This window comes from Wolbachia endosymbiont (group A) of Bibio marci, from assembly GCF_947251645.1.
GTDB lineage: Bacteria > Pseudomonadota > Alphaproteobacteria > Rickettsiales > Anaplasmataceae > Wolbachia.
In genome coordinates this window covers 457,610-484,178 of the sequence record NZ_OX366364.1, presented here as the reverse complement: position 1 = coordinate 484,178, position 26,569 = coordinate 457,610, and the positions used below count along the sequence as shown (strand labels likewise).

Annotated in this window: 25 protein-coding genes and 4 pseudogenes; 20 read left to right on the top strand and 9 right to left on the bottom strand. The window is 34.6% G+C overall.

Annotated features, from left to right (window positions below):
- The first annotated feature begins 15 nt into the window (after positions 1 to 15).
- Both OPR48_RS02680 and ligA read left to right on the top strand, forming a co-directional pair.
- Positions 16 to 795 (top strand): DNA adenine methylase, encoded by a 780-nt coding sequence (locus OPR48_RS02680; RefSeq protein ID WP_265026466.1) that lies wholly within the window; start codon positions 16 to 18, stop codon positions 793 to 795.
- A gap of 316 nt (positions 796 to 1,111) precedes the next feature.
- Positions 1,112 to 2,848 (top strand): annotated as a pseudogene (gene ligA / locus OPR48_RS02675) (NAD-dependent DNA ligase LigA); the annotation flags it as partial.
- A gap of 185 nt (positions 2,849 to 3,033) precedes the next feature.
- Here the strand turns inward: ligA and OPR48_RS02670 are convergent.
- On the bottom strand, positions 3,034 to 4,005 hold the full coding sequence (locus OPR48_RS02670; protein ID WP_265026400.1) for an IS110 family RNA-guided transposase: 972 nt from the start codon (positions 4,003 to 4,005) through the stop codon (positions 3,034 to 3,036).
- 127 nt (positions 4,006 to 4,132) lie between these two features.
- On the opposite strand from OPR48_RS02670, the gene OPR48_RS02665 reads away from it, so the two are divergent.
- From OPR48_RS02665 to OPR48_RS02645, 5 genes are all read left to right on the top strand, one after another.
- Positions 4,133 to 4,333, top strand: coding sequence for a hypothetical protein (locus tag OPR48_RS02665; protein ID WP_265026465.1), 201 nt, complete (start codon positions 4,133 to 4,135; stop codon positions 4,331 to 4,333).
- 28 nt (positions 4,334 to 4,361) lie between these two features.
- Positions 4,362 to 5,099 (top strand): hypothetical protein, encoded by a 738-nt coding sequence (locus OPR48_RS02660; protein ID WP_265026464.1) that lies wholly within the window; start codon positions 4,362 to 4,364, stop codon positions 5,097 to 5,099.
- A gap of 294 nt (positions 5,100 to 5,393) precedes the next feature.
- Positions 5,394 to 5,621 carry a hypothetical protein gene (locus OPR48_RS02655; RefSeq protein ID WP_265026463.1) on the top strand — a complete coding sequence of 76 codons (228 nt, stop codon included), beginning with the start codon at positions 5,394 to 5,396 and terminating at the stop codon, positions 5,619 to 5,621.
- On the top strand, positions 5,606 to 6,562 hold the full coding sequence (locus OPR48_RS02650) for an IS5 family transposase (RefSeq protein ID WP_265025515.1): 957 nt from the start codon (positions 5,606 to 5,608) through the stop codon (positions 6,560 to 6,562). The genes OPR48_RS02655 and OPR48_RS02650 overlap by 16 nt, the downstream gene beginning before the upstream one ends.
- A complete protein-coding gene (locus OPR48_RS02645) occupies positions 6,559 to 6,696 on the top strand; it encodes a hypothetical protein (protein ID WP_265026462.1) in 138 nt (45 codons plus the stop codon). The genes OPR48_RS02650 and OPR48_RS02645 overlap by 4 nt, the downstream gene beginning before the upstream one ends.
- A 23-nt stretch (positions 6,697 to 6,719) precedes the next feature.
- On the opposite strand, the gene OPR48_RS02640 is transcribed toward OPR48_RS02645, so the two are convergent.
- A complete protein-coding gene (locus tag OPR48_RS02640; protein WP_265026461.1) occupies positions 6,720 to 7,316 on the bottom strand; it encodes a TIGR02217 family protein in 597 nt (198 codons plus the stop codon).
- A 190-nt stretch (positions 7,317 to 7,506) separates the two neighbouring features.
- On the bottom strand, positions 7,507 to 8,265 hold the full coding sequence (locus OPR48_RS02635; RefSeq protein WP_265026460.1) for a DsbA family protein: 759 nt from the start codon (positions 8,263 to 8,265) through the stop codon (positions 7,507 to 7,509).
- Between the two features lie 481 nt (positions 8,266 to 8,746).
- Between OPR48_RS02635 and OPR48_RS02630 the strand changes: the two genes are divergently transcribed.
- The 3 genes from OPR48_RS02630 (at position 8,747) to OPR48_RS02620 (ending at position 11,333) form a co-directional block, all read left to right on the top strand.
- The gene (locus tag OPR48_RS02630; protein WP_265026459.1) at positions 8,747 to 9,121 is read left to right on the top strand and encodes a Fic family protein; all 375 of its coding nucleotides are present in this window, start codon (positions 8,747 to 8,749) and stop codon (positions 9,119 to 9,121) included.
- A 5-nt stretch (positions 9,122 to 9,126) separates the two neighbouring features.
- Positions 9,127 to 9,759: a Fic family protein gene (locus tag OPR48_RS02625; protein ID WP_265026458.1), complete on the top strand. Its 633-nt coding sequence runs from the start codon at positions 9,127 to 9,129 to the stop codon at positions 9,757 to 9,759.
- A 95-nt stretch (positions 9,760 to 9,854) separates the two neighbouring features.
- Complete coding sequence (locus tag OPR48_RS02620) at positions 9,855 to 11,333, top strand: UbiD family decarboxylase (RefSeq protein WP_265026457.1); 1,479 nt, start codon at positions 9,855 to 9,857, stop codon at positions 11,331 to 11,333.
- A 74-nt stretch (positions 11,334 to 11,407) separates the two neighbouring features.
- Here OPR48_RS02620 and tnpC read toward each other — a convergent pair.
- Positions 11,408 to 12,706: pseudogene (tnpC, locus tag OPR48_RS02615) on the bottom strand (IS66 family transposase).
- A 165-nt stretch (positions 12,707 to 12,871) separates the two neighbouring features.
- Here tnpC and OPR48_RS02610 point away from each other — a divergent pair.
- Positions 12,872 to 13,024: pseudogene (locus OPR48_RS02610) on the top strand (IS4 family transposase); the annotation flags it as partial.
- Between the two features lie 113 nt (positions 13,025 to 13,137).
- Here the strand turns inward: OPR48_RS02610 and rho are convergent.
- On the bottom strand, positions 13,138 to 14,541 hold the full coding sequence (gene rho / locus OPR48_RS02605) for a transcription termination factor Rho (RefSeq protein WP_265026456.1): 1,404 nt from the start codon (positions 14,539 to 14,541) through the stop codon (positions 13,138 to 13,140).
- Positions 14,542 to 14,733: 192 nt separating this feature from the next.
- Positions 14,734 to 15,342, bottom strand: coding sequence for a cell cycle transcriptional regulator TrcR (locus OPR48_RS02600; RefSeq protein WP_265026455.1), 609 nt, complete (start codon positions 15,340 to 15,342; stop codon positions 14,734 to 14,736).
- A gap of 331 nt (positions 15,343 to 15,673) precedes the next feature.
- Between OPR48_RS02600 and OPR48_RS02595 the strand changes: the two genes are divergently transcribed.
- The 7 genes from OPR48_RS02595 to OPR48_RS02565 all read left to right on the top strand — a co-directional run bounded on the left by OPR48_RS02595 (position 15,674) and on the right by OPR48_RS02565 (position 22,512).
- Positions 15,674 to 17,482, top strand: a complete 1,809-nt coding sequence (locus OPR48_RS02595) for a peptidylprolyl isomerase (RefSeq protein WP_265026454.1) — start codon at positions 15,674 to 15,676, stop codon at positions 17,480 to 17,482.
- A gap of 241 nt (positions 17,483 to 17,723) precedes the next feature.
- A complete protein-coding gene (rpsP, locus tag OPR48_RS02590) occupies positions 17,724 to 18,029 on the top strand; it encodes a 30S ribosomal protein S16 (RefSeq protein WP_265026453.1) in 306 nt (101 codons plus the stop codon).
- Positions 18,030 to 18,040: 11 nt separating this feature from the next.
- The gene (locus OPR48_RS02585) at positions 18,041 to 19,027 is read left to right on the top strand and encodes a polyprenyl synthetase family protein (protein ID WP_265026452.1); all 987 of its coding nucleotides are present in this window, start codon (positions 18,041 to 18,043) and stop codon (positions 19,025 to 19,027) included.
- Positions 19,028 to 19,088: 61 nt separating this feature from the next.
- Entirely contained in the window at positions 19,089 to 19,634 is a 546-nt protein-coding gene (locus tag OPR48_RS02580) for a nucleotide exchange factor GrpE (RefSeq protein ID WP_320109931.1), read from the top strand.
- A 40-nt stretch (positions 19,635 to 19,674) separates the two neighbouring features.
- A complete protein-coding gene (gene trpS, locus OPR48_RS02575) occupies positions 19,675 to 20,679 on the top strand; it encodes a tryptophan--tRNA ligase (RefSeq protein ID WP_265026451.1) in 1,005 nt (334 codons plus the stop codon).
- 300 nt (positions 20,680 to 20,979) lie between these two features.
- Entirely contained in the window at positions 20,980 to 21,084 is a 105-nt protein-coding gene (locus tag OPR48_RS02570) for a J domain-containing protein (protein WP_265026450.1), read from the top strand.
- Positions 21,085 to 21,285: 201 nt separating this feature from the next.
- Complete coding sequence (locus OPR48_RS02565) at positions 21,286 to 22,512, top strand: ankyrin repeat domain-containing protein (protein WP_265026449.1); 1,227 nt, start codon at positions 21,286 to 21,288, stop codon at positions 22,510 to 22,512.
- A 1-nt stretch (position 22,513) separates the two neighbouring features.
- Here the strand turns inward: OPR48_RS02565 and OPR48_RS02560 are convergent, their stop codons facing one another.
- A complete protein-coding gene (locus OPR48_RS02560; RefSeq protein WP_265026448.1) occupies positions 22,514 to 23,776 on the bottom strand; it encodes a Tol-Pal system protein TolB in 1,263 nt (420 codons plus the stop codon).
- A 23-nt stretch (positions 23,777 to 23,799) separates the two neighbouring features.
- Positions 23,800 to 24,030, bottom strand: coding sequence for a hypothetical protein (locus tag OPR48_RS02555; protein WP_265026447.1), 231 nt, complete (start codon positions 24,028 to 24,030; stop codon positions 23,800 to 23,802).
- A gap of 72 nt (positions 24,031 to 24,102) precedes the next feature.
- On the opposite strand from OPR48_RS02555, the pseudogene OPR48_RS07495 reads away from it, so the two are divergent.
- Both OPR48_RS07495 and OPR48_RS02540 read left to right on the top strand, forming a co-directional pair.
- A pseudogene (locus tag OPR48_RS07495) lies at positions 24,103 to 25,058 on the top strand (IS5 family transposase).
- Between the two features lie 32 nt (positions 25,059 to 25,090).
- Positions 25,091 to 25,231 carry a hypothetical protein gene (locus OPR48_RS02540; protein ID WP_265026444.1) on the top strand — a complete coding sequence of 47 codons (141 nt, stop codon included), beginning with the start codon at positions 25,091 to 25,093 and terminating at the stop codon, positions 25,229 to 25,231.
- Positions 25,232 to 25,378: 147 nt separating this feature from the next.
- Here the strand turns inward: OPR48_RS02540 and OPR48_RS02535 are convergent, their stop codons facing one another.
- Positions 25,379 to 26,398: an IS4 family transposase gene (locus tag OPR48_RS02535; protein ID WP_265026211.1), complete on the bottom strand. Its 1,020-nt coding sequence runs from the start codon at positions 26,396 to 26,398 to the stop codon at positions 25,379 to 25,381.
- Positions 26,399 to 26,569: the final 171 nt, after the last annotated feature.

Here is a 26,569-nt window from a genome sequence, read left to right as displayed (position 1 = left end):
AAAAGGAAACAAATTTTGCTTGTAAAGTCTCCTCTTCGCTACCCTGGAGGTAAGAGTCGCGCCGTTTCTCAAATTATTAATAAATATATTCCAAAAGAGTTATCTACGCTTTGCTCTCCTTTTATAGGTGGAGGATCAATAGAGTTAGCGTTAGCCAGCAGAGGAACAAAAGTTTATGGCTATGACGCCTTTGAACCATTAGTAAGATTTTGGCAGGTGCTTTTAGAAGATGCTTCTTACCTTGCAGAGGTAGTGCGGAAATACCAAAATATGACATCTGCCATGTTCTATAGCTTACAAAAAACATTTTTCACCTTGAGGGATAGAGTTGAAATTGCTGCAGCATTTTTTGCATTAAATCGTACATCTTTCAGTGGTACAACATTGTTTGGCGGTATGTCTCCAGGACACCCACGCTTTACACTAAGTTCAATAGAAAGATTGGCAAAGTTCTCAATTAAAAATCTTACTGTGGATTTAGCTGACTTTAAAAAAAGTATTCCTAAACACGCAAATGATTTCTTATATTGTGATCCTCCTTATTTAATTGATCAAAAACTATACGGAAGAAGAGGTACAGATTTTGACCATGAAGGACTTGCCAAACTTTTGTCGACTCGCGATAGATGGGTTTTATCGTATAATGATTGTGAGGAAATACGGGACATGTATACAGAGCATCGTATCATTACACCCAAATGGACGTATGGAATGGGTAACTCTAAAAAATCGAATGAGATTTTAATCTTAAGTAAGGACTATAGGAATTTCAGTATCGCGGTCAAAACACACTAAAGAAATTAACGCAAATTAGCAGCAGAATCTAAAGAAGAGTCAACTCTAGCTGAACCAAACAAGCCGGAAGAAGAAATTCAAGATATATCAGTCGAATCAATAAAAGAAGAATCTAAGCAAGTTTCCAAAGAATAGATCTCTATATTAATATATTTGCTTAAATATCTCTCTATTTTCATTTAAATATTATATATTTAATAAAAAACACTAGCAAAGCGGAAATTTTGTTCGTAAAATAACACAAAAGTGAGTGCGCAAGTTAATAATTGATTTACAATTGACGCTGTATACTGAAACAGTGGTTGAGGTAAATTATATGACTGAAAATACATTAAAACTACAAGAAGAAATAAAGCGTCACAACGAGTTGTACTATCGGGAAAATACGCAAGAAATCACCGATGCAGAGTACGATGAATTGGTAAAAAAAGTAGATATTCAAACCGTTGGTACTACGCCTGATAGAAGATTTTTAGAGGTGAAACATATTGTACCAATGCTCTCGTTGGACAAGGCTCATGGACGAGATGAAGTTGAAGAGTTTCTTGCTAGGGTTAAAAAACTTCTGAATGTGCATGAGTTGGAAATCATATGTGAACCAAAAATTGATGGGTTGTCGTTTTTTGCGATTTATGAGTATGGAAGACTTGTTAAAGCTTCAACTCGAGGTGATGGTTTTGTAGGAGAAGATGTCACTCACAATGTTGCAACCATAAAAAACTTTCCTAAAACTTTGTCTGGTGAAAAGGGCAGATTGGAAGTGAGAGGGGAAGTATACATAAGAAATGACGATTTCTTAAAATTAAATAAAGACAACGAATTTTCAAATCCACGCAATACGGCATCCGGTTCATTAAGACAATTGAACCCAGAGGTTACTGCCAGTAGGCCATTGAAATATTTTGCTTATTCTTTGATTGGCGGTACAGAAAAGACTCAATTTGAAGTATTAAATAGACTGAAAGAACTTGGCTTTTGTGTTAATGAATATAAATTTTTAGCAAACAATGTAGGCGAAATGTTGGAGTTCTATGATCGAATCTATAGTAATCGTCATAATTTAGGCTATGATATCGATGGCGTAGTCTACAAGGTTAATGATTTGAAATTACATGATAGATTAGGAAATACTAACAAGGCACCACGTGGATCTACAGCACACAAACTTCCTGCAGCTCAAGGAAAAACCAAGATAAAGAAGATATCAGTACAAGTAGGCAGAACAGGTGTGCTGACACCAATTGCAGAATTAGTTCCGATAAATATAGGAGGGGTTCTCATTACTAGGGCAAATCTGTATAATAAAGATGAAATTAAGCGCAAAGACATAAGGGAAGGTGATATCGTAGTAGTAAAACGAGCTGGAGATGTTATTTCCCACATTGTAGAAGTGGATAAAAAGTCTCGTTCTCGGAATACACCAAAGTTTATATTTCCTGATACTTGCCCGGAATGCGGAAGTGCAGTAGATATATTTGAAGATGAAGCTACAGCTAGATGTTCCGAAGAAAACGGTTGCCAAGCACAGCGAATAGGAAAGTTAAAATATTTTGTGGAAGTTCTTGACATTAAAGGTTTTGGCAGTAACCAAGTGGAGTTCCTTTATGACCTTGGTTTGATAAGGAAAATATCTGACATTTTTGCTCTCGAAGAAAAACTAAAAAATTTCAACTTAAGTGAGCTAAAGGGATGGAATGAAAAATCAATATCTAATTTATTGAATTCCATCAACAGCAGAAGAACCATAACCCTTGACACATTTATATCTTCTTTAGGAATTAAATTGGTCGGACCACACGTAGCAAAATTACTAGCAAAACATTATGGCTCATATGAAAATTGGTATTCTGCTGATGAAGAAGAATTAATGAGCATAATAGGCATAGGAGAAGAGACCATAACTTCCTTGGAGGAGTTTTTCTCTGATAAGGATAATGTTGAAATGGTAAAGAATCTCGCTTCTCAACTAAAGATTGAGCCTGTAAGTGCTAATACTAGTAATTCCCCTTTTAGCGGTAAAACGGTAGTTTTCACTGGAACCCTCTTGACAATGGAAAGCAGTTGTGTTAAAAATCAATAAAAAAAATGAAAAATATCGAAAAATTTTCAATTTAGTAGATTTATAAAAAATCAATATATTATGACTCTTAATTTAAATATTCTTAATCTAGTGTAGCTGTGGATAAGTACTTACAGTTTGTATAGCGTACTTATCCACAAGCTCTGCCATAAATTAGCTTAGATAGAAACAGACTGAGGACTATATTCCTCAGTAAAGACTCTATCGTCTCTGACCAAAGAGTTAGCAAGAATAAGCAGTTTTCTCATGGCAGCAGTGGAAGCAATTTTATATGGCTTTTTATATTGATTATATAATCTAGTAAAGAAAGGGTTGATATAAGAATTAACTTTTTGTGCACTGAGAATACACATGTGTAAAACCGTTCTAACTTGTGATCTACTGCCCTGAATACATCTCTTTCCTTTACTGAAACCACTGTCTCGATTAAAAGGTGCAAGTCCTGCAAGGCTAGATATTTGCTTTTCTTGAAGGGTTCCAAGTTCGGGCAAATAGCAAATCAAAGTAATGGCTGTGATTTTACTTACACCTGGTATGCTAGTTATTGATATATATTTTCTTTTAAGCTCTTGGTTTTGATCGATAAATGTAATCATTTCATCTTCTAAAGTTTTAATTTGATTACGTAAAATCGCGAGAAGCTCCTCTATTTGTTTAATTATAGATGTATCAGTTACCTGTTGGATTTGGGTTTTTTGTATTTTTGCTATTTCTACAAGTTGGTTTCTACGAGATAATTTTTGTTTCAAGCAATCAATATTACCATTATCAACTGTTAAAGGAGTAACACGCATATCTGTATTATTGATATAACGTGAAATGATACTGCAGTCTATTTTATCAGTTTTTGTAGTAATACCAAGGCTTTTAGCATAGTCTCTAACCCATCTAGGTTGAATGACGTATACCTCAAAACCATTGCTTAGTAAAGTATAGGCACATAATTTTTCGTATCCACCAGTTGCCTCAAGGCCAACTTTGGTTACATTATGCAAACGTAAAAAGTCCAGCATTTCATCAATGGATTGTACATTGTTTTCAAATATTTTATAATGCTCAAGTGGGTGAATGTGGATATCTAATTTACTTTTGCTAACATCAATGCCAGCAATAATATTTGATGAATTCATAATTCCTCCATAATAATAACATATACTGCATTTTCCAGTCTTATATACGAGCCTAAAAGCTCAATCAGTTGTTCGGAACTTTCAGTATAAATTTAAGAGAAGAGAACCTTGCTTTCCAACGGTCCCTATGACCAAGAAAGGAAACGGTTCCTCTTCTCTATACATCTTTATATTACTGCTTTGTCACACTTACAAAGACTTAATTTCAACATATAAGAAAGGAAACGGTTCCTCTTCTCTATACATCTTTATATTACTGCTTTGTCACACTTATAAAGACTTAATTTCAACATATAAGAAAGGAAGCTTTAAAAATATTAGGTTTTAGTGAGAGTGATAACCCTGAAAAATGGGAATTGGAAGAAAGATATAAGGAGAAATTGTTTTTCACTCTTTCTCAAAATAAAAGTAGCGGAAAGATATTGGACCAGCATAGAGAATTCACAACTGCATTCCACTCTCTTTCAGAACAATTTATCGGTCCAGGTTCCAAGCCTTGTGACTATGTCGATTTAGATGACGATATTAACTCTCTTAGTGATCTACAGTCTGTTTTCATTTCTGCTACTTTTCAGAAAGATATAAAGCTTCTTAAGGAGATCTTTTCTAAGTTCAAGAGTAGCAAAAATGGACAATTTGGTGATTATATAAACCAACCTTATGCAGGGGTAAGTCCATTAACTTTTGCTATTTTGTCTCAAAAGATTGAAATTGTAGAGCTTTTCTTAAAAAATGGTGCAGATCCTAATACAGAAATTAATGAATTATTCTTACGGAATAGTAAAGTTAAAAAATTATTAGTCGAGTATGGGAGAATCAATAAATCCAGTGTATTTTGTCAGTTAGCTCTTGCAGTTCTAACAAGTTATGTTGCTTTTGCGATTTACTCTTCATGTGATGCCTCTTTCTTATGTTATGCGGGAGTGGCAGCATTTGCTCTTGCTGGAGTTCTTCTTGTTGCAAAAGCTATACATGATGTGTTTTATGTACAAACAAAATGGCCTTCTCCTAATTTTGATGAAGTTAATGCTGAACAAGTAATAAATAATGTTGAGCTAAATGCTGAGGACAATTCGGCTTTGTTGCATCGCTAGCTATGATGGATTAAAGATAAAAAAGATAGAGAATATCAGTAGCTTATTATTCTGGTATTTATAACAAGAACGGTCAGTAAATACCTAAATTTGAGTAAAAGAAATTTCACTACCACTCACTAATCCGGCTAAAATTCAAGAATTTCAATGCTTTAGCTATTTTCAATAGAATTAAATTTATTAATATAAATAATAAATTACTATTCTTAAATTTGATCAGATTGATTGCAAAAAAACAAGATTTTCAATAGGTTGCTTATAATCCTAACTATAGTTAGCCTTTCATAAGTAGCGATGCAACAAAGCCCACTGGGATCCAGTTTTCCATACAGTTTTATCAAAAATGCTTATTTTAGCATAAAGCAAGCTACTTTCTATGTTCTCCAACTTAGCGTCCAATCAAAATTCCTGGATTCCAGACGGCTTTGTTGCATAGCAACCGAAAAAATCTGGTGGCTACTGACAAAATTCATTATAAATAACCATTTAACTGTTGAAGAAAAAATATGCCACAGAAAATGAAAGTCAGTAACCAAAATGAATATAACAAATTTCTCCAGGAAAGAGGAAATATTTTTCATTATATCAATGAAGCCATAGAAAATTGGTATGAAAATAGTCCAAAAATGCAAGGCGGCAACTATATTTACAGTGATAAAGTTGTGATTTTGGTGCATATAATTGTCAATCTTTTTAGAATTGGTTTAAGACAAACGGTGGGGTTTATAAAAGGATATATGCAACAAATAGGAAGAGATTTAGCAGTTATCAGCTATTCACAAGCATCAAGAAGGTTTAAGAAACTTAATATTAAGATCAATGATTGCAGAATTGATAAAAATAATATGGAAGACATCGAAATTGCTATAGATAGTACAGGTATCAGCATTTACAACAATACCCCTGGTCACAGCAAGGAAAATAGCGCTAACAGAAAATATCGTGGCTATGAACAGACAAGAAAATTGCATGTAATGTTGAATATAAACAGCAAAAAAGCCATAGCTGTAAAATACAGTAACGGTGTCTACTCTGATCACTATGGAGCTTGCGATTTGCTTAAAGAAGTTAATTTTCAGCATATCATAAAAGCACTATATGCAGATAGGGCATATGATAGGCACAAGTTTTACAAATTGTGTCACGAATATGATATAAAGGCAAAAATTCCACCAATAAACAATGCGGCAGAACATCCAGAAATAGATTATATGTCTGACAGAAATGCTGCTATTAGGTTAATAAAATTATACGGTGAAGATGGCGTGAAAGAATGGAAAAAAGAAGTAAATTATGGGAAAAGATCTTATATTGAAGGGTTTTTCTCAAGATTAAAGCAAATATTTGGATTCAGCTTTAGGAATAAATCCGAAGTAAATCGCGAAAAAGAATTGCTGATTAAGTGCTATTTGCTTAATCAATTTACTGAAATTGGTATGGCTAAATTTGAAATGGCTACATGATATTTATCGTAAATTACTACCAGTATAAGGTGCGATGCAACAAAGCCATTCCAGACTGGAATGACATCTTCATATTTGAGGGCATAGGGCTGAGCAAGCTGCTTTCGAATTATAATACAGTTGTTGTAGTATGATGTAGATCTATGCTCGCTTATAACTAAAATTTCACTTCCACTAGTGGAATGTTGTTCCAGCTATTGCTTCCATAGTCATCAATAGAAGCGTTTAAGTAATCTGTATCAAAGCGCACGGGCACATCAAATTCGAAGCTCGCAGTGATTATCGCATCTTTTACTGGTGGCTTCATAAATGTTATTTCTCCCGTTGAATAATTTACTGAATATTTACTCTCTTCTTTACCATTTAAATAAATCTTTACTGTCCCATGTACTGGCTTTTTGATCATGCGTATATGCTTATCTTCCCCACTTACATAAGTTTTGATTAGCTGAAAAGTCGTTTTTTTGTTATCTCCTATACCAATCTTTTGATTAATGGCTATAAAATCTGACCAATCCTTAAAACGAAACCCTATTGCTTTACCTTTTCGTGCATGAAAAAATGTTATGAGTTCTGTTAGCTGCTCGTTTGATCTGACCCCGTAAGCTATGTTGTATCTAGTGCGTGCATGAGACCAATTGATGTTGCGCTGTTCACAACCGTTATGAGTTGTTACAACGTCAGTGGAAAATTCCGGTCCTCCAGTGGAACCATAAGATATATTTTCTGGAAATCTAATTTCTGTGAATGACATATGTCCTCCTGTGAAAGTAAAATAGTTTGGTTGAAGAAAATGTTGTAATTTGAAAGTGTTTCACATAGTAAATGACGCTATGGAAAGTGGATGAGACCACTGAGTTAAACTGCTGTCATACCCACAATTACTATACTCAGGTTCATTTGAGTTGTCAAGCAAAAAAAATAAATTTTATGGCAAATTGAAATTAGCCTTGCTTGTGACTTAATTCATCTACTTTTTTGCGTAGTATATTTAAATCAGTTGCTCCTATAAACAGACTATCCCCCATTATTAAAAAAGGTGTACCACCTACTCCCAAATCTCTTACTAGGAGCTTACTGTCGTTTATCATTTGCTCAATTTTGTCTGCATTATTTTTCATGGAATTATTAAAATCGTCCTCATCAATCCCTATGCTTTTCACTATATCCAATATGCTTTCGTCTGAAAATCCTCCTTTGTGACTTAAAGCAGCATAGTGAAAATCGAAATATTTTTCTTTATCAATAAAGTAAACAGCTAAAGCACTTTTTGCTAACTTTAAAGAGGCGTTACCAAGTATTGGAGCATCCCTAAAGATATACTTAATTTTACCGTCGTTAATTAACTGCTTTATATCATTCTTCATAGCTTTGCAATATCCACAAGAATAGTCAAAGAAGCCTGCAGCTACAACACTACTATTTTCATTTCCGGAGTAAGGATAAGTAAGGTCAAATATTTGATTCTTGTATTGTGAAATTTTACTTTTGGTCACATTATCTCGAGCAGCGTAACTACTTTTAATCGACTCCTCTTTGAGAGTTCTTACGATCTTATCAAAATTTCTACTGATATAATCATCTAATCTCTCACCTATATAATCATCGTTTAGCATTTGGCTGCGATTTGAAAGCCAATTATTTATTATCGGCAAGCTTGCTATTGCTATTATTAAAATCAATAAAAACGATACCCTAGACATACAATTTATTTAAAAACCTACAATATAAAACTTTTAGTACACATTTATCTGTATATTAAAAGAAGCATTTAATGTTAATACATAAAAACATTTGTATCAAGTGTATTTTATAGCCGGTTTTGTCTCAAATGCAAACTTTAACAATAAAAACTAAGCGTAAAACTAATCAGAAAGTTTAAGATGCAAACAGCAAAAGCGCGTGGAGCATAGATTTAAGTTGTTTGTTTTATTCCGCTGTGTATAATTTCAACAAACTCCGCGGAATAAACATATGAACGAGCCAATAATTGGTAGAGAAAAAGAAATAGCTATTCTACAAGACAAACTTCTTTCTCAATCAGCTGAATTTATTGCTGTTTATGGTCGCGTCGTGTGAATGTTGCATTATCTGCATTTTATCAGCATAATATAGAAGTAATGTAATGCAGATATTATGCCGATGCCAAATTATACGATTACCTCCAAAACCGCTAATTGCCTTATGAGGATTGAAGCAGCAAAAGAAAAAGTGTTACATTTGCCGCTCACTGTATCGATGCTCTCGTCCCTTCGTGAAACTGCACGGCTTTATACCATACACTATTCTACTATGATCGAAGGAAATCGACTTGAGCCTAAACAGATTGAAGAGGTTTTAAGTGGTAAAAGCCACTTTCCAAAATATAGGAGAGATGAAAATGAGGTTAAAGGATATTATGCAGCTTTAACCCAAGTTGAACAATGGGCAGCAAGGGGAATACCTATTACTGAAAAAGCCATCCAAACGCTTCATGCCTTAGTAATGGCGAGTGGAAAATCTAAAGTCCCTATCGTGATGGTCAAAACGTTATTCGTGATAGCCGTACACGTGCAATAATTTATATGCCACCTGAAGCAAAGGATGTACCAAAGCTCATGAGCAGTATGATTGGTTGGATTCGTGACAGTGAGCAAGTGCCTTGCCCAGTTATTGCAGGTATTGCTCATTATCAACTTGTAACAATTCATCCGTACTATGACGGTAATGGTCGTACTGCAAGATTGCTGACTACATTAATTTTACACCTTGGTGGATATGACCTAAAAGGGCTTTACTCATTGGAAGAATATTATGCTAAAAATCTAGGGGCTTATTATGAAGCAATAACATCGCACAACTATTACATGGGACGAGCTGAAGCAGATATCACTAAGTGGGTGGAGTATTTCGTAGAAGGTATGGCAAATTCATTTGAGAACGTTTTACAACGTATAAATGAAGAAGAATACCACACTGATCAGACTGATCTTATACGTAAGCTTGATCCTAAACAACGCAAAGCTCTTGAGCTCTTCCAGGAGTTTTCCGCTATTACAGCTAGTCAGGTTGGCAAACTATTTAATTTTAAGCCTCGTACTAGTGCGCAACTTTGTAAAAAGTGGGTGGAAATGGGGTTTATCGAGATTGTAGATTTTTCCAATAGAGGAAGGAAATACAAACTTAGTAAGCAATATGAAGATTTGATCTCAAATTAACTGAAAGCTTGTTAGACAGAAAAGCAGTGCATAGATCAAATTTTAATAAAGTGCTTGAAAACTAAATGTAAACTTAAAATTTTAAAAACTGGAATATGTACAACAACTTACGCGACTTCATTAAAGCCTTAGAAGAAAAAAAGGATCTGATTAGGATTAAGGAGGAAGTTTCAACAGTTCTTGAAATGACAGAAATTCATCGCAGAGTTTTGTCAAACAAAGGGCCAGCGATCATTTTTGAAAATGTTGTCACAGAAAATGGCAAAAGTGCGATTCCTGTTTTGGTGAATTTATTCGGTACTATTAAGAGGATTGCATCGGGGTTGAACATAAACCCTGGTGAACTAAGAGATCTTGGTAAACTTCTCGCATTTTTGCAATCACCTGAGCCGCCAAAAAACTTTAAGGATGCTATAAAAATGTTTCCTCTGTTGAAAGTCGTGTTATCGATGCGAAGTAAAGTTGTGAGCAAGGCTCCATGTCAAGAGGTAGTGCTAACCGGAGATGAAGTGGACCTAAGTCTACTGCCCATTCAAACATGCTGGCCAAATGAACCTGCACCACTTATCACCTGGCCGATTGTGGTAACAAAAGGACCCACGAAAGACAAACAAGATAATTTCAATCTTGGAATATATCGTATGCAGGTCATAGATAAAAAAACGACTCTAATGCGCTGGCTTGCACATCGTGGTGGTGCAGGTCACCATAAACGATGGAAAGAGAAGGAACAAAATATGAAATTTCCTGCTGCTGCTGTGATCGGTAGTGATCCTGCAACGATTATTGCTGCAGTAACCCCGGTGCCAGAAACATTGTCAGAATACCAATTTGCTGGACTACTGCGAAAGAAGCCGCTTGAGCTTGTAAATTGTAAGACTATTCCGCTTCAAGTGCCAGCTCACGCGGAAATCGTTCTGGAAGGCTATGTGAGTTTGGATAGATATCAAGACGAAGGGTCATACGGAGACCACACTGGCTACTATAATTCTGTTGAGCAATTTCCAGAATTTAATATTACTGCAATTACTATGCGCAAAAATCCAATTTATCTCAGCACTTTCACTGGCAAGCCACCTGATGAACCATCAATTCTTGGTGAAGCACTCAATGAAATTTTTGTGCCCATTCTTATCAATCAATTTCCAGAGATAGTGGATTTTTATCTACCACCAGAAGGTTGTTCATATAGAATAGCGGTGGTATCGATAAAAAAGTCTTATCCAGGACACGCAAAAAGAATTGTTATGGGCATACTTTCTTTTCTCAAGCAGTTTTTATACACGAAGTTTATTATCGTTGTTGATGATGATATAAATGTACGTGATTGGAAGGAAGTGATGTGGGCAATATCAACGAGAATGGACCCTGTGCGTGATACAATCATGATAGAAAATGCACCTATTGATTATTTAGACTTTGCTTCCCCTGAAAGTGGCCTTGGAGGTAAAATGGGATTTGATGCGACAAATAAAATCCCGCCTGAAACCAAACGAGAGTGGGGAAAGAAAATTGAGATGAGTGAGGAAGTAGTAAGAAAAGTTACGGAAAAGTGGGAAGAATATATGGACTAGACTTCTTGCATAAAAGCAGAAAAAAGTTTGGCGTTTTTTGTAATACCGCGATTGTATCCGTTCAGCAGAGTGGTTTAAGAAACGGTAGATAGGAGATTGTGGAAAGGCCCTTTGTTTCCATGTTAAGTATAACGAAATTATCCGTTCAAGGAATGCATTTCCCCGCTTCGATTGGGTAAAATATGAATTTTTGCGATAAACGACATAATGCCGAATTTGCCGTTCAGCGTGGTTATTTGTCAGTGGAATGTTTTCTGGGTCATCTAAAAATTTCCACATCATTCTTTCAGATTTCATAATATTTTTCGCAACTCGAGAAGCTCCAATTGCTTCAGGTAAGTGGCTTCAAGTAATACCGTGTACGTTTTCGCAATTTTCTGGCACGTCTGGCAAATCTAAAAACATCTATCTCATTTTTTAGTAAAGCTTTTTTTAGTGCAAACAACTCAGCAGCAACATCTCTCAAATAACAGCCGAGAATTTTGACCTCAATGTTCCAACTATGTTTCAAAATCCCTTGATAAGTGTGCCCAACAAATTTGCCTTTTTTCATCAGCAAAGTAGTTGTATGCCGCATACCTGTCAGTTACTACCAAACTATTGCGATTGCAGCATACACTATTTTTTAAAACTTTCATTCCCCTTGAACTTTACAAAACTTGCCGTATTGCTTGCAAACACCCAGCACCAACCAAGCTTACCCTTATTGTAATGGCTGATTTCGTCGATATGAAGAACTTTGCTTGTACTTACTTCTTGTTCGATCTGCTCATACATTTTTTTGCATTTTGAAGCAACTCTATGTTCACTATTTGATATGCTACCGACGCTTATGTTCAAATTGAAGATATCATTTACGACACTCGCTATTTCGCGTTTTGAATTTTTGTAAAACCCGCTGAACGCTGCAATTATTGACTTAACTCTTGGTCCAAATGTATCTGACGTAACACCTTCTGGTAACTTACTGCTTCTTCTTTTCCCGCATCTCCGGCAACGGCCATTGATATTCTACTACATAAGGCTTGATTTCCGGAAGATCAACTTTTTGATGAATGTACGGTTCCTTGCATATTGCAATCTCTCCTCCGCATTCACAAGTAGATGACAACTCCTTTTATCACCTCATCTGCATCCATTTTGGCGCGAAAATTTCCTTTATGACCAACCTGACCGCCAATATTCCTTTCGCTTTTCGGCTTATTCTTTTTTATTTTATACAACTCTTTGGAACTTGGTATTGATGAATTTTTTGAGCTTAAACCGAGTCTTTCTCTTAACTCAGCGTTTTCTATCTTCAATGCCTTACTTTCTGCTTTTAAACTTTCATTCTCTTTTTCCAATCTTTCTATTTTTGCTTCTAACCTTTCTATTTTTTGCTGTAAATTTTTGCAAAGTTCTAAAACATGTTACCTCACTTTCGCTCTATGATTGTCTTTTTAGACTACTTTGTCTACCTTATTTTGCCACTCCGCTGAACGGATACAAGTTACGACTGCTTAGTTCTTTATTCATTTTCACAATCCGTGAACGGTTACTTGTTTTTAGCGTTAAGCAGCAAAATTAATAATTTGAGAATTTTCCTGAAAAAACTTACCACAGACTGGTCATAATTTTCTGTGAAAGACAGATATAGAAAAACTAAAATATCCACCTTAAGTTCATTGAATTTTCTTACCTTTGCTTCTTAACTTGATGCGTATGAACGCTCCCTAAGTTCGCCATTGCCTGAACGGATACAATTATTTTAACTATAAGAGCGTTTTACTTTTTACTCAGCATATCCATCATAACTGGCTTACTTTTAGTGATTCATGGAGTTAAAAAAGTCAGCGTTGCTCTTTGTTAAAAGTAGTTTATCACGTAAAAATTCCATTGCTTCAACAGATCCCATAGGATTAAGTATTCTACGCAACACCCATATTTTATTTAGTATAGCCTTATCAACTAATAGCTCTTCCTTCCTTGTTCCGGATTTTGTAATATCAATAGCTGGAAATATACGTTTATCAGAAAATTTTCTATCAAGTATGATCTCAGCGTTTCCTGTACCTTTAAACTCTTCAAAAATCACTTCATCCATTTTTGAACCAGTTTCTATAAGGGCTGTAGCGATGATTGTCAAAGAACCACCATTTTCAATATTACGAGCCGCTCCAAAAAAACGCTTTGGTCTCTGCAGTGCGTTTGAATCCACACCACCAGTTAGAACTTTCCCAGACGAAGGAATAACAGCATTATAGGCACGTGCAAGTCTAGTAATATTGTCAAGTAGAATTACCACATCTTTTTTATGCTCAACCATTCTTTTAGCTTTTTCTATTACTATTTCAGCAAGCTGTACGTGACGGTAAGCAGGCTCATCGAACGTAGAACTTACTACCTCACCTTTTACAGAACGTATCATATCTGTTACTTCTTCAGGTCTTTCATCTATAAGTAACACTATTAATTCTACTTCAGGGTGATTTATAGCTATAGAGTTAGCCATTTGCTGAAGCAATACAGTTTTTCCTGTGCGAGGTGGAGCAACTACTAACGCTCTTTGCCCTTTTCCAAGAGGAGCTACTATATCTATAGCACGCATGCTTAAGCCTTTTTTATCATCACCATTATTACACTCAAGTACTATGCTTTCCTCAGGATAAAGAGGAAGCAAATTATCAAAATGGACGTACTTTCTTAATTCACTTACTTCAGTAGAGTTTATACTTTGAACCTTAGTTAAAGTAAAATATCTTTCTTTATCACCAGGTGGCCTTATTTCTCCATATGCCATATCCCCTGTACGTAAATTAAACTTCTTTATTTGCCCGTTAGAAATATAAACATCATCGGTACTTGGGGCATAATTTGCACTTGCTGAACGTAAAAAACCAAAACCATCAGGCAATATTTCCACTATTCCACTCCCTGTGGTTATGCCTCCTTCTTCACTCATTTTCTTCATTAAGCTGAATATTATTTCCTGCTTTAGCATTCTACCATTGTTTTTACCGTTAGTTAAAATTTTTCTTTCTTCAGCTAACTCCAACAATTCTTCTGCTGTTTTCTCTTTTAATTCGCTCAGATCTAATGTTTTTCTGTTTTTTTCAGTACCTTCATTAGCTATCTGGTTTACTGTATCGTTATTGTGAACTCGTTCACTTGTTTCAGGTTGAGCTGTAACTTTTCCTTTTGCTAAAACATCTTCATTGATTGTTGTCATAATCCTCCAAAAATTTTAATTGATGCTTACTAACCTAAAATGTGACTACAAGATAATAAATTAGACTGAGCTAGTTTTAGTGCGTATTAAGCTTAATTATCATTAAACCCCGTACTTTACTTATATTATACTAATAAACACTAGCAAGTCAAGTTAATTTAATGTTAACAAAGCACAAAAATTTGAGGATTTTCAATAGCTATTCTTTATATTTTTTAACCTTTCTTGCTTCTCTTCTTCTACTTTTGCTTTTTCCACTTCTGCTTCTAAATTTTCTTGGCTACATAAGCCAAGTAGTACAGGATCTTGGGGTTTTATATTTTGCATGTTATGATGAGATCCATCTCTTATCTGCTCAACTGTGTAATTTGTTGTACTAATTAATTTAGCTATAACGTTATTGTCCAAGATAGGAAATTTTTTTACTAGATAATAAATCGCATCAGGTTTATCTCTACGCCTTGCCGTAGAAGCAAAGCCAAGAATGTTACCAATCGCCTTACTCCTTTTTTTTATATTTTTTATAATCAAATTTGGTACACGATTTGGATTTTTTTTGCAATCATCGATTTCTTTTTCAGTAATTATCCCAGAAATAATAGGGTTATATTTTTCAACTTCTATTTCCTCATCAGCTATGTCTTGTACTTCTTCAAGGGCCAACCTGCAGCATTGTGCTATTTGATTAAAAGTTAAACCAGTGTTGTCTACTAACCAAGCAGCTATTTGCATTAGAAACTGTTTATTTCTATCGTTATTGCCCTTAGAAGATTCCATTGACATCAAAAAAGCATCTCCCATTTAAAGTATCCCTTACTGTTATACAGAGCTAAAATATAAACTATTAAAACTAAAAAAGCATTAATTTTGTCATTCAATAACTTTTTGTTTGTCACTTCCTACCTCTGAAGTTAATTAAATGCGCTTACCTTTAAACATATTTCAAATAAAATATTTCCCCTTCTTAAGGTATAGTATAACTCAGTTAAATATATGTTTCTATTTAAGATTAGAGAGTTAAATTTTAAGTTAATATATTGTAATATTATATATATTAGCTAATAAAGCAACAGGTTTACAAGCATTAAATTATCACTATTCTATAATTAACCATTAATTAACTGAGTTTAAAATGAATGTTAAAAATTTTTTCACTAAAGTAACCGTTGTCCTTTTAGCTTGCTTGTTAATCTTCATGGGAATTGGCAACCTTTTATCAGGTGATGATGAAAAAGAAGAGGTAGCTAGGGTTGGAAAAGAAGTTATAACGTCAGATGAGTATAAATCACTATATCAAAATTATGAAAAGCAAATTTCTGGATCTGATGCGAGTAGAGAACAAGTAAAAAAGCTGAAATATGATTTGCTTAACGCACTTATAGAGCAAAAACTATTGTTTAACCTAATTAGTGAGCTGGGGTTGACAGTTGGAGAAGAGTCTATAAAAAACCATATTAAAAACACCAAATACTTTCAAAATGATAAAGGCGAATTTGACAAAAATAAATTCCATGAAACGCTAAATGACCTGCATATGACAGAGAAAGAGTATATAGCAAAGCTAGAGAAAGTTCTGCCTGCAATGATATTCGTGACTTCGTTATTTAAAGATAATTATCCGGTAACTTTTGGCGAGAGAGTTGATGAGCAGATATACAAAAGTCGCTACCAAACTAGAGTAGTGGATATTGTTAAAATAACTGAAGATGCAGTTACAAACATTCCTGAACCAGATGATCAAGCCTTACTTGATTTGTACGAAAGAAATAAATCCCATTTTTATTATCCTGAGTATCGAACTGCGCAATATATTTCCTTAGGCCAAAAGTATTTTGAAGATCAAATCAAGATCTCAGATGAAGAAGTTGATGGTATAATAGAACAACAGGAACTAAAAGATCAAAGAGATATATTCAATGTAATATTTTCTATCAAAGAAGAAGCTGAGACAGCAAGAAAAGCATTTGAGGAGGGTAAAACAAGCTTTGAACAGATAGTAGAAGAGTTTGGCAAAGCAGAACTTGAGGAAACTAGAGTAAATAATATAACTAAGGATTTTTTACCAGAAGATGTGAGGGAAAAGGTATTTGCTCTCAAAGTAGGTGAAGTAAGTGAAGTTTTAGCAAGCAGTTTTGGTTGGCACATAATAAAAGTGGAAGGTGCGCATCAAATCTCTGATGAAGACTTAGTTGATTTAAAAAAAGATATAAAGTCAGTTTTAACTAACCAAAAGTCTTTTGAAAGAGTCAATGATTTCATAAACCAAGTGAACTATAAGATATACAATGGTTCAATAATTGAAGAAATATTGAGTGAATATAATTTACCTATACAAACTATTGGTCCAGTAGATGCGAATGGAAAAGATCAAAACGGTAATAATGCAGGAGATTTTAGTGATTTGATTTCTTTCATTTTTTCGCGAGAAAAGGAGCAGAAAGGTTATTTTAAGGGCGTTGGGGACGCTGTTGTTAGTGTAAAAATCATTGATATCGTTCCACCCAAATTGCAAAGTTTTGAAGAAGGCAGGGCATTAGCGGTAGAGCTTTGGTGTAGTGAGTTTATAAAAGAAAGAATGTTTAAAATTGGGCAAGAGGTTGCAGTTCAACTAAGAGAAAAAACAGATTTGGAAGAAATTCAAGGTGTGGAATTAGTTAAAGGTCAGCAGATGCACCGCAATGAAGTGGATCAACAAAACTACCCCTTTTCTTTTGTAGAAGAGATTTTCAATATGAAAACAACTGGTTCAGTGACAGACCCTATTCAATACAATAATGAAATTATAATAGGTGTTCTAAAAGAAATGCATTCATCAAATGGTAAATTAAACACGCTTGACACCGGAAAACGTGTGATGATATCGCTAAAAGAGCAATTAATTAGCTATCTGGAATCAAAGTATAAAGTCGAAGTTAATCACGCTATACTTGATGATATATAGCCAGATAAGAATTAAATCCTTATAAGAACCTGTTTTACCTCAAACGCATCCAGTGCTCCGAACTTGGACCCAGAAACTTACTAAGTGGCTGCATGATGCAAACTAGATTCCAGTGCCCGGTGCTGGAATGACACCCTACATTATTGGTAATTATATTATAAGGTGCAAAAGTTGTATAATTCATTTGACTTAAAACGGCTCATTGTATAAAATTGTGACTAATATATGAATAAAGGTTAACATGGCAGTTAAAATAAGGTTGGCAAGGTTTGGCGCAAAGAAACGCCCTTTTTATAGGATAGTTGTAGCTGATTCACGAGCACCAAGAGATGGGCGTTTTATTGAGAAAATAGGACAATATGATCCAATGTTACCAAAAGACAATAAAAATCGTGTTGTGGTGAAGGCTGATAGATTAAAACATTGGCTAAGCGTAGGCGCGCAAGCAACTGAAAGAGTACTATGGTTCATTAAAAAAGGCATAGTAACTTTAGAAACAGAAAAGAAGAAAGCAGAGAACGAGAAAGCACAGGGACAAGAAGCATAAGTCTCTTTAAAATGCTAAATACTGATTTAACAAACAGCGATAAATTAGAAGATGTCGTATCTTCTGATTTATCAGCTATGAAGGACTTTATCTTCAAAAATGTCAATGATGAAGGTGCTAAGCTTGCTACTGATATTATATCTCATCTTGTTAGTTCAGGTGGAAAAAAAATAAGGCCTAAACTAGTTTTTATTATATGTAAAATGCTAAACTATTCTGGGGAGGATAGGATCAACGTTGCTGCATCGGTAGAGTTTATACACAATGCTACTTTACTTCATGATGATGTGCTCGATGAAAGTGAGGCACGCCATGGAGTTAAAACAGCGAATAAGATTTGGGGAAATAAATCAAGCATTTTAGTTGGTGATCTATTGTTGACTCTAGCATTTAGATGGCTTATAGAGTGTGGAAATTTAAATATTCTCTCTATTTTATCTAAAGCATCGCATTTACTTGTGAAGGGTGAAATAAAGCAGATGACAACACGTTTTGACCCCCACACAGTCAGGGGAAATTATTTTGATATCATTGGAGAAAAGACAGCATCTTTATTTTCTGCATGCTGTGAAGCTGCATCTACAGTATCTGGTGCAACAAATGACGAAACAGAGAGGCTAAAGAATTTTGGTTTTAATTTTGGTATGGCATTTCAAATAGTTGATGATATGCTCGATTATACTGCTAATCAAGGCACTTCTGGAAAACAAATCGGAAAAGACTTTTTCGAAGGTAAAGTCACCTTACCTGCTATTATAGCATACGAAAAGGGCAGTCCAGCAGAGCAAAAATTCTGGGAAAAATGCTTTTCTTCAGCTAGAGACAATTTTGACCAAGCATTACACTATATTAATCACCATAATGCCATTCAGCTTTCTATGGAAAAAGCTAGACACTACATTAATATGGCGCAAAATAATATTAGTACTTTTTCTGATTCTTTTTATAAAACTACTTTAATTGACTTTTTAAATGCGAGCATAGAAAGACGAATGTAGCTAGCGCTTGATATTTTCAGATTAATTGCTATATATTTATTAGATTCTTAAGGGTAATAATATGTCAGACAGCAGTAAAGAGAAAAAGAAGAAATTTACCGATATGGTAACTGGGCAGAAAGGTGACGACCAACAAAGTGATAACCATAAGCAAACTGATGATTTAAATGAAGATCTCAATACATTAAAAGAACGTGCAGCTCAGCTTGAAGATCATTTACGCCGCGCTGTTGCAGATAATGAAAACGTCAAACGTATAATGCAAAAGCAAATTAGCGATGCAAGTGACTACGCAGTCACAAAGTTTGCACGTGATATGATCGACTCGTGCGACAATTTAAAAAAAGTAATAGAAATTTTGAAAGACGGTGATCCTGTTCATGAAGGAATCAAAGTAGCGCATCAAAAAATTATAAATGATCTAAAAAAACATGAAATAGAAGAAGTAGACCCACTTGGTGAGCTTTTTGACAGTAATTTACACCAAGCCGTTGTGGAAAGAGAGGACGATGAAAAAGAGCCTGGCACTATTATAGAAGTATTACAAACTGGTTATACTATCAAAAATAGGTTGCTCCGCCCTGCAATGGTTATTATTTCTTGCTGATTGTGGAAACGATTAGCAAAACGCATAAGGTACATGTGTAATGACAAGTATTGTCTTTTCAGGTATCCAGCCAAGTGGCGTACTACATTTAGGTAATTATCTTGGTGCAATCAAACAGTGGATAGACTTACAGGATAAATACAAATCTCTTTTTTGTATTGTCGACCTACATGCAATCACAGCAAATAAGCTTCCCGCAAGTGAATTAAAAAGTAATATTTTCAAAACAGCAGCAGCTTATATTGCATGTGGAATAGATCCAGAAAAGTCCATTATTTTTAATCAGTCCACAGTTAGTAGTCATGCAGAACTGGGCTGGCTGCTTGGGTGCTATACACCAATTGGTTGGCTTAATCGCATGACTCAATTTAAAGATAAAGCTGGCAGCGATAAACAAAAAGCCTCTCTTGGATTATATAGTTATCCAGTACTTATGGCTGCAGATATATTGTTGTATCAAACTAAATACGTTCCTGTTGGTGATGATCAAAAACAGCATTTGGAGCTTGCACGTGATATTGCATCAGCTTTTAACAATCATTATAAACTGGATTATTTCATCGTACCTGAAATCTTAACTTTGGATTGCACATCAAGGATAATGAGCTTAAGAGATGGTACAAGCAAGATGAGTAAATCTGACCCTTCAGAACATTCGTGCATTAACCTTGATGATACAGATGACTTAATTGTTAAAAAAATAGAAAAAGCAAAAACAGATTCAATTCTAGGCTTTGATTTTGCTACTTTAGAGTGCCGACCAGAAATAAGCAATTTGATAAACATTTATTCAGTGCTTAGTAATTTAAATGTGGAAAAAGTGTGTGAAGAAGTGAACAAACATGACATGAAACACTTCAAAAAAGAGTTAGCTGATTTAATTATCAGTGTTATATCACCCATACGTGAGGGGATGAATGATCTTTTAAAAGACCAATTCCATTTACATGAAATATTAAAAAAAGGCACAAAGAAAGCAGCAGAAATTGCAACCCATAATATAAAAGAAATCAAGGATATTATTGGATTTGCTCAATATCTGTAAGGTTCCAAAGTGTAGGTATAAATAAATCAGGAAATTTTGTTCACTTTTTTTGTCATCTAAGTAGCTGACACTGGAATGGCTTTGTGTTTGAGGCAAAACCGGCTATAACACTTAACATACTGCCTTTGCAAACAAATGTTCGTACAGTTATGTGTCAGCTACTTCTATGACATCATAGGGCTTGCATGATATCCTTCTTGGTAAAGTAAGAAATCTGTCTCTAGTTTTACTTTACTTTCTTGAGTGGACTTGCTAAACTGATAATACATTAGGTTCAATTAATTTGGTTAAGGGGTGAGTATGATTCCAAAAACATGTAAAGAGGCATTTAAAGTTCTAGGATTATCAGAAGGCGCAAGTATAGAAGAGATTAACAAGGCATATCGCAAACTTGCATTGGAATAGCATCCCGATAAATGGTCAGATAAAAGCCAAGAAGAGCAAAAGACAGCAACAGAAAAGTTTCAAGAAATATCAGTAGCACATGGAATATTAACAAGCGAGATCAGCGAAGAATTCATCAGCAACCAACCTAATTATGACTGGGCTGATAAATTCTCAGAAAACCGTTGTAAAGAATTTCGCAAAAATTGCTACGGTTCGCATTTGAGTAAAGAGGAAAAAGATTTATTTTATGCTCTTGAAACACAAGATCTAGCCCAAACAAAAACTTTGTTAAAAAAAGTTCAGAACATCAATGTACAAACCCAAATTGCTGATATATATACTGAAAATTCAATATTGCACTACATTGTAAAAAACGCTTGCAATGATCCTGAATCCGGTTGGATAGAGCTTCTTGAAGAAGTTTTATTAAAATACAGGGCTAATAACTCAACACCAGTTCATAACAGCATTGCCGATCCATGCTCGATAATTAGCATAATAGATGTTAATATTAAGGGGCAGTGTGGTACCCCTTTGCGTGATGCGTGCATACTAGGCAACCTTGATGTTGTAAATGTGCTTTTAAGGCATGGGGCAGACCCTAACGTATACAAAAAAGGCGATTTCGCACCACTTTGTGAGGCTTTAGAATATGCTTTAAAAACAGGCAAAAATGATATTGCTAAAGCGCTTTTTGCACATGGTGCTAAAGTTGATAATTCAACAGGCCTGATAATTACCGCTCATATTACAGAATATAGTCAGAGTACAATAGAAACATTCTTACCATATACATGTAATTTTTTCAAAAATAAGATGTTAGAATCCATTGTTGAAAGCAATTGTGCAGAAACCGATCATGATATTAAAATTGCAGAATTACTATTAAAGCCAGGCGCTGACCCTGAAACTGTACAGAGCACTCTAGCATTCTCCGTTACATTAAGGTTGGCCCGATCCAAAGGGAAAAGTAAGCTTGAAAAACTATTCACTGAACACAAAGAAAATGTAATTAATAACAATTCACATCCAAAACAAGGTGTTCAGCCACCTATAATAGGTAATACAAAACATAATTCTCCACAAAAACAATCTTTAGGAATTTCTCCACAACACACTAATAATCATTTCCAACCAACTTTAAGATCAGGAGTGCAAAGTGCTCAGCCACATATAGCAGGTAATACAAAACATAATTCTCCACAAAAACAATCTTCAGGGAGGAGCTGGATAATTATAAGCTCAGCATTATTGTTTGGTGCTATAGGAGCCACACTAGCTGCAATGGGAATTATACCTAAAATTGTTGCTATTGGAGTAATTGCAACTGTTGTGTTGTCAGGAATCGCTGGTGCTATAGTAGGTGGCGTAGCGGGATATCTTGTTGATGTGGCGATAAATCAATGCCATGGTAATACAGTTAATCAGCAGTGTGCAGCTCAGTAGTTCAATAATAAGACCAATCCGGTAAAGAAGCATTTGTAGGAGTGGAAACGATTTTTTGATTTTTCTTTACTAAGTCTACTAAATATAGTTTAGAGTTGCTTGGTGATTCTGTTCTTGTAAAAATGATTTCTCTGCCATTTGGTAGCCATGCCGGAGATTCAATTTTATGCCCCTCTGAAAGCAGACGTTCTTCTTTGCCATCTGGCTTCATAACTCCTATGTAAAATTTTTCCGACTGAATCTTTGTAAAAGCTATCAGATCTCCTTTTGGCGACCAAACAGGCGTAGCATATCTTCCACTTCCAAAACTAATTCTTTTAGGTTTTTTACTTTTGTTAGTAAAATCGATAACGTACAGTTGCTGACTTCCACTTATATCAGAACTAAAAACCATATACTTTTGATCTGGAGAAAAAGAGGGAGAAGTGCTTATAGCTGAGCCTTTAGTAATTTTTTTTGTTCGTTTACTACTTAAATCTAAAGATAATATATTCGTTTTACCACCCAATGAGTGGGAAATTAAAAGAGATTTACCATCAGGAGAAAATCTTGGTGCAGAAACAACTCCTTCAAATGTGCTGATCATTGATTCAGTGTTATCTTTTAAATTTTTTAATATTATATAACTTTTACCATTTGCATATGAGATATAAACAATACCCTCTCCATTTGGTGAGAATCTCGGTGTTGACACAAATCTATCGCCATTTGTTAAGTATTTTATATTACTTCCATCTTGATTCATCACAGCAATTTTACGCACAGATTTGTAATTGCTATCTTTTTCTTCAGCGATATACGTGATTTTTGTGTTGAAGTGCCCTTTCTCACCAATCAATCTATCATGTATCACACCCGAAACAAGGTGACCAATTTTTCTCCAGTCTTTTGCTGGAAAAACAACTGACTGAGTAAGTAATTCTCTTCTTGTAAAAGTGTCAAACAAACGAAATGATAGCTCTAATGCACTACCAGATACTTCGCTTAAACTTACTGTGACTACAGTATCGCTTTTCCAAGATTTAGATTCAGTTTCTACGTCACGTTTTACATTAAATAAGCCACAATTAGATAAATTTGTTCCTATTACCTTTGCAATATTTTCGCTTAATTCGCTTTCCAGCGCTGTTTTACATGTACATTTAGATATAACAAGACCAATGTTACCAACACTGCTTTTTTTTATATCAACATATAAAGCAGCTTTTGTAAAATAAGGAATAAATAACGAAATAAATAACACCAGCTGAACGAATAACTTCATTAGACTTCCTGCTTTGCTCTCTATCATCCCAGCAAACGTTTACTTTTGAAGGTAAACTGCACAACAAACGACGTCATGAAAGTAGCTGATACACAACTGTTCGAACTTCTCGTGTTACAGTAGGTGACATTAACCTCTGATGTCATCCCAGTGCTTGACACTGGAATCCAGTTTTCTGGCAATTTCATCGACAATGTTGTATAGTGTGCTTGTTTACAATCAATTTTGCTGGATTCCAGTGGGCTTTGTTGCATAGCAACCGAAAAAATCTGGTGGCTACTGACAAAATTCATTATAAATAACCATTTAACTGTTGAAGAAAAAATATGCCACAGAAAATGAAAGTCAGTAACCAAAACGAATATAACAAATTCCTTGAAAAAAGGGGAAATATTTTTCGTTACATCGATGAAGCTATCGAAAATTGGTATGAAAATAGTCCAAAAATGCAGGGCGGCAACTATATTTACAGTGATAAAGTCGTAATTTTGGTACATATAATTGTCAATCTTTTTAGAATTGGTTTAAGACAAACGGTGGGGTTTATAAAAGGATATCTGCAACAAATAGGAAAAAATTTGGCAGTTATCAGCTATTCACAAGCATCAAGAAGGTTTAAAAACTTAATATTAAGATAAATGATTGCAGGGTTGATAAAAGCAACATGGAAAATATTGAAATTATCATAGATAGCACAAATATCAGCATTTACAGTAACACTCCTGGCCACAGTAAGGAAAACAGTGCAGATAGAAAGTACCGAAGCTACGAGCAAGTAAGAAAGTTACATGTTATGTTAAGTGTGAATAGTAAAAAAGCTATAGCTGCAAGATACAGTAATGGCGTCTACTCTGACCACTATGGAGCTTGCGATTTGCTTGAAGAAGTTAATTTTCAGCACAAAATAAAAGCATTATATGCAGATAGGGCATACGATAGGCACAAACTTTATAAATTGTGTAAGAAATACGATATAAAGACAAAAGTTCTACCAAAAAAGGATGCAGCAGAACATTCAAAAATAGATTATATGTCTGACAGAAATGCTGCTATTAGGTTAATAAAATTATATGGACAAGATGGTGTAAAAGAGTGGAAAAAGGAAGCAATTTATGGAAAGAGATCTTACATAGAAGGATTTTTCTCAAGGTTGAAGCAAGTATTTGGATTTAGCTTTAGGAATAAATCTGAAGTAAATCGTGAAAAAGAATTACTAATTAAGTGCTATTTGCTCAACAAATTCACTGATATTGGTATGGCTAAATTTGAAATCATTACATAAATTTGTCGTAAACCATCACTGCTTAAGGTGCTATGCAACAAAGCCATCCCAGTGTCAAGCACTGGAATGACACCTTTGTGTTTGAGGTAAAATCGGCTAACACACTGCCTCTGCGAACAAATGTTCGTACAGCTGTGTGTCGGAGCACTGGGATGACACCCCATAAGTGTTGAAAGTATCAAAAATAACGTGATATGAGATGATCAACGGCATGTAAATTACCTCCCGACAGTAAAACAATCGAACGTATAAAAGAGTCATTTAGATCCAATGTGAATTGCAGTAATGCTATTTTGAACCCATGTAGATTATTTTTGATTTTATAAACAAGAAATAACAAAGCCGATCATGTAAATATACACCTTCATGCCATTCATAGTATGGCTTAAAAAGTGCTTATATCCAAGATTTTGCTTTATAAATTTAAAGAACACTTCTATATCCCATCTGCGCCTATATAGCTCTGTTACTTCATAAGCTGGCATTTCAAACAAGTTTGTCAAAAACCATATTTCATCTCCAATTTTATTTCTGATTTTTATTAGCCGTAGATCATGCTTTTCTGCCACTTTACCTCGTGCACGATAAAGATTAACTATTATATCTTCTAAAATCTCTGATCCATCCGATTTTTGTTCTCTTATAACTTTGTTCCTGCTTATAACATCATGTTTTCTTCCTACTTTAACTCTTGTGATAAATTTGTACTCCTTTTCATCAAATTCGGCAAAAGTTCCAACTTTTCTGATTCCTCTATCAAATAATAAAATATCCTCTTTTTCAACTTTAGCTTCATTAATTGCTCTCACTAATGCTATATCTTCACTACTTTCTTCTTGTCCTTTACAAAATCTTATACTTGTCGGCAATTGATCCTTTAATCCTACACTCACTTTAACTTGACTGTCGTTACTTTTACCGCCTATTTTTAGCCCATCTTTTATGAGATATCCCGATAAATTTATGATCGTCGAATCAAATTTATGTAAGTTATTTGATGTTTTTTGGGGTAATAGCTTTTTAATCTTGCTCATCAAATCAATATATACTCCCTTAAAATATTCTGGATTTATAACTTTTAACCTTTTTGACAAACCACTGTATGTTACTGTACTTTTATCGCTATTCTTATCCATTATACACCTGTTTATTACCATTTCTAGCGCTCTTAGGCTTGTTTTTTGCCCCATTAATATTAATTTCATTAGACCTTTAAATATAATCTTGCCCAACAATTTAGTATTACATTTATCTACTTCACTTAATTTTCCTAGCCTTTCTAAATCCTCATCTTTTATTAAATTTAGTACTCTTTCTATTTGATCCATTATTGCCTCCATTTTCTTGCAATAATAGTTCTTTATGTCTTTTTTGTGTTACTTTCAACACTTATGGATGACACCCCTACCGGCAGGGATTGCTCTAAAATCACAACGTTCATACAGTTGTGTGCTTGACACTGATTTTTTTTATGGATTCCAGCATTGCATGCTGAAATAACATCAAAGAAT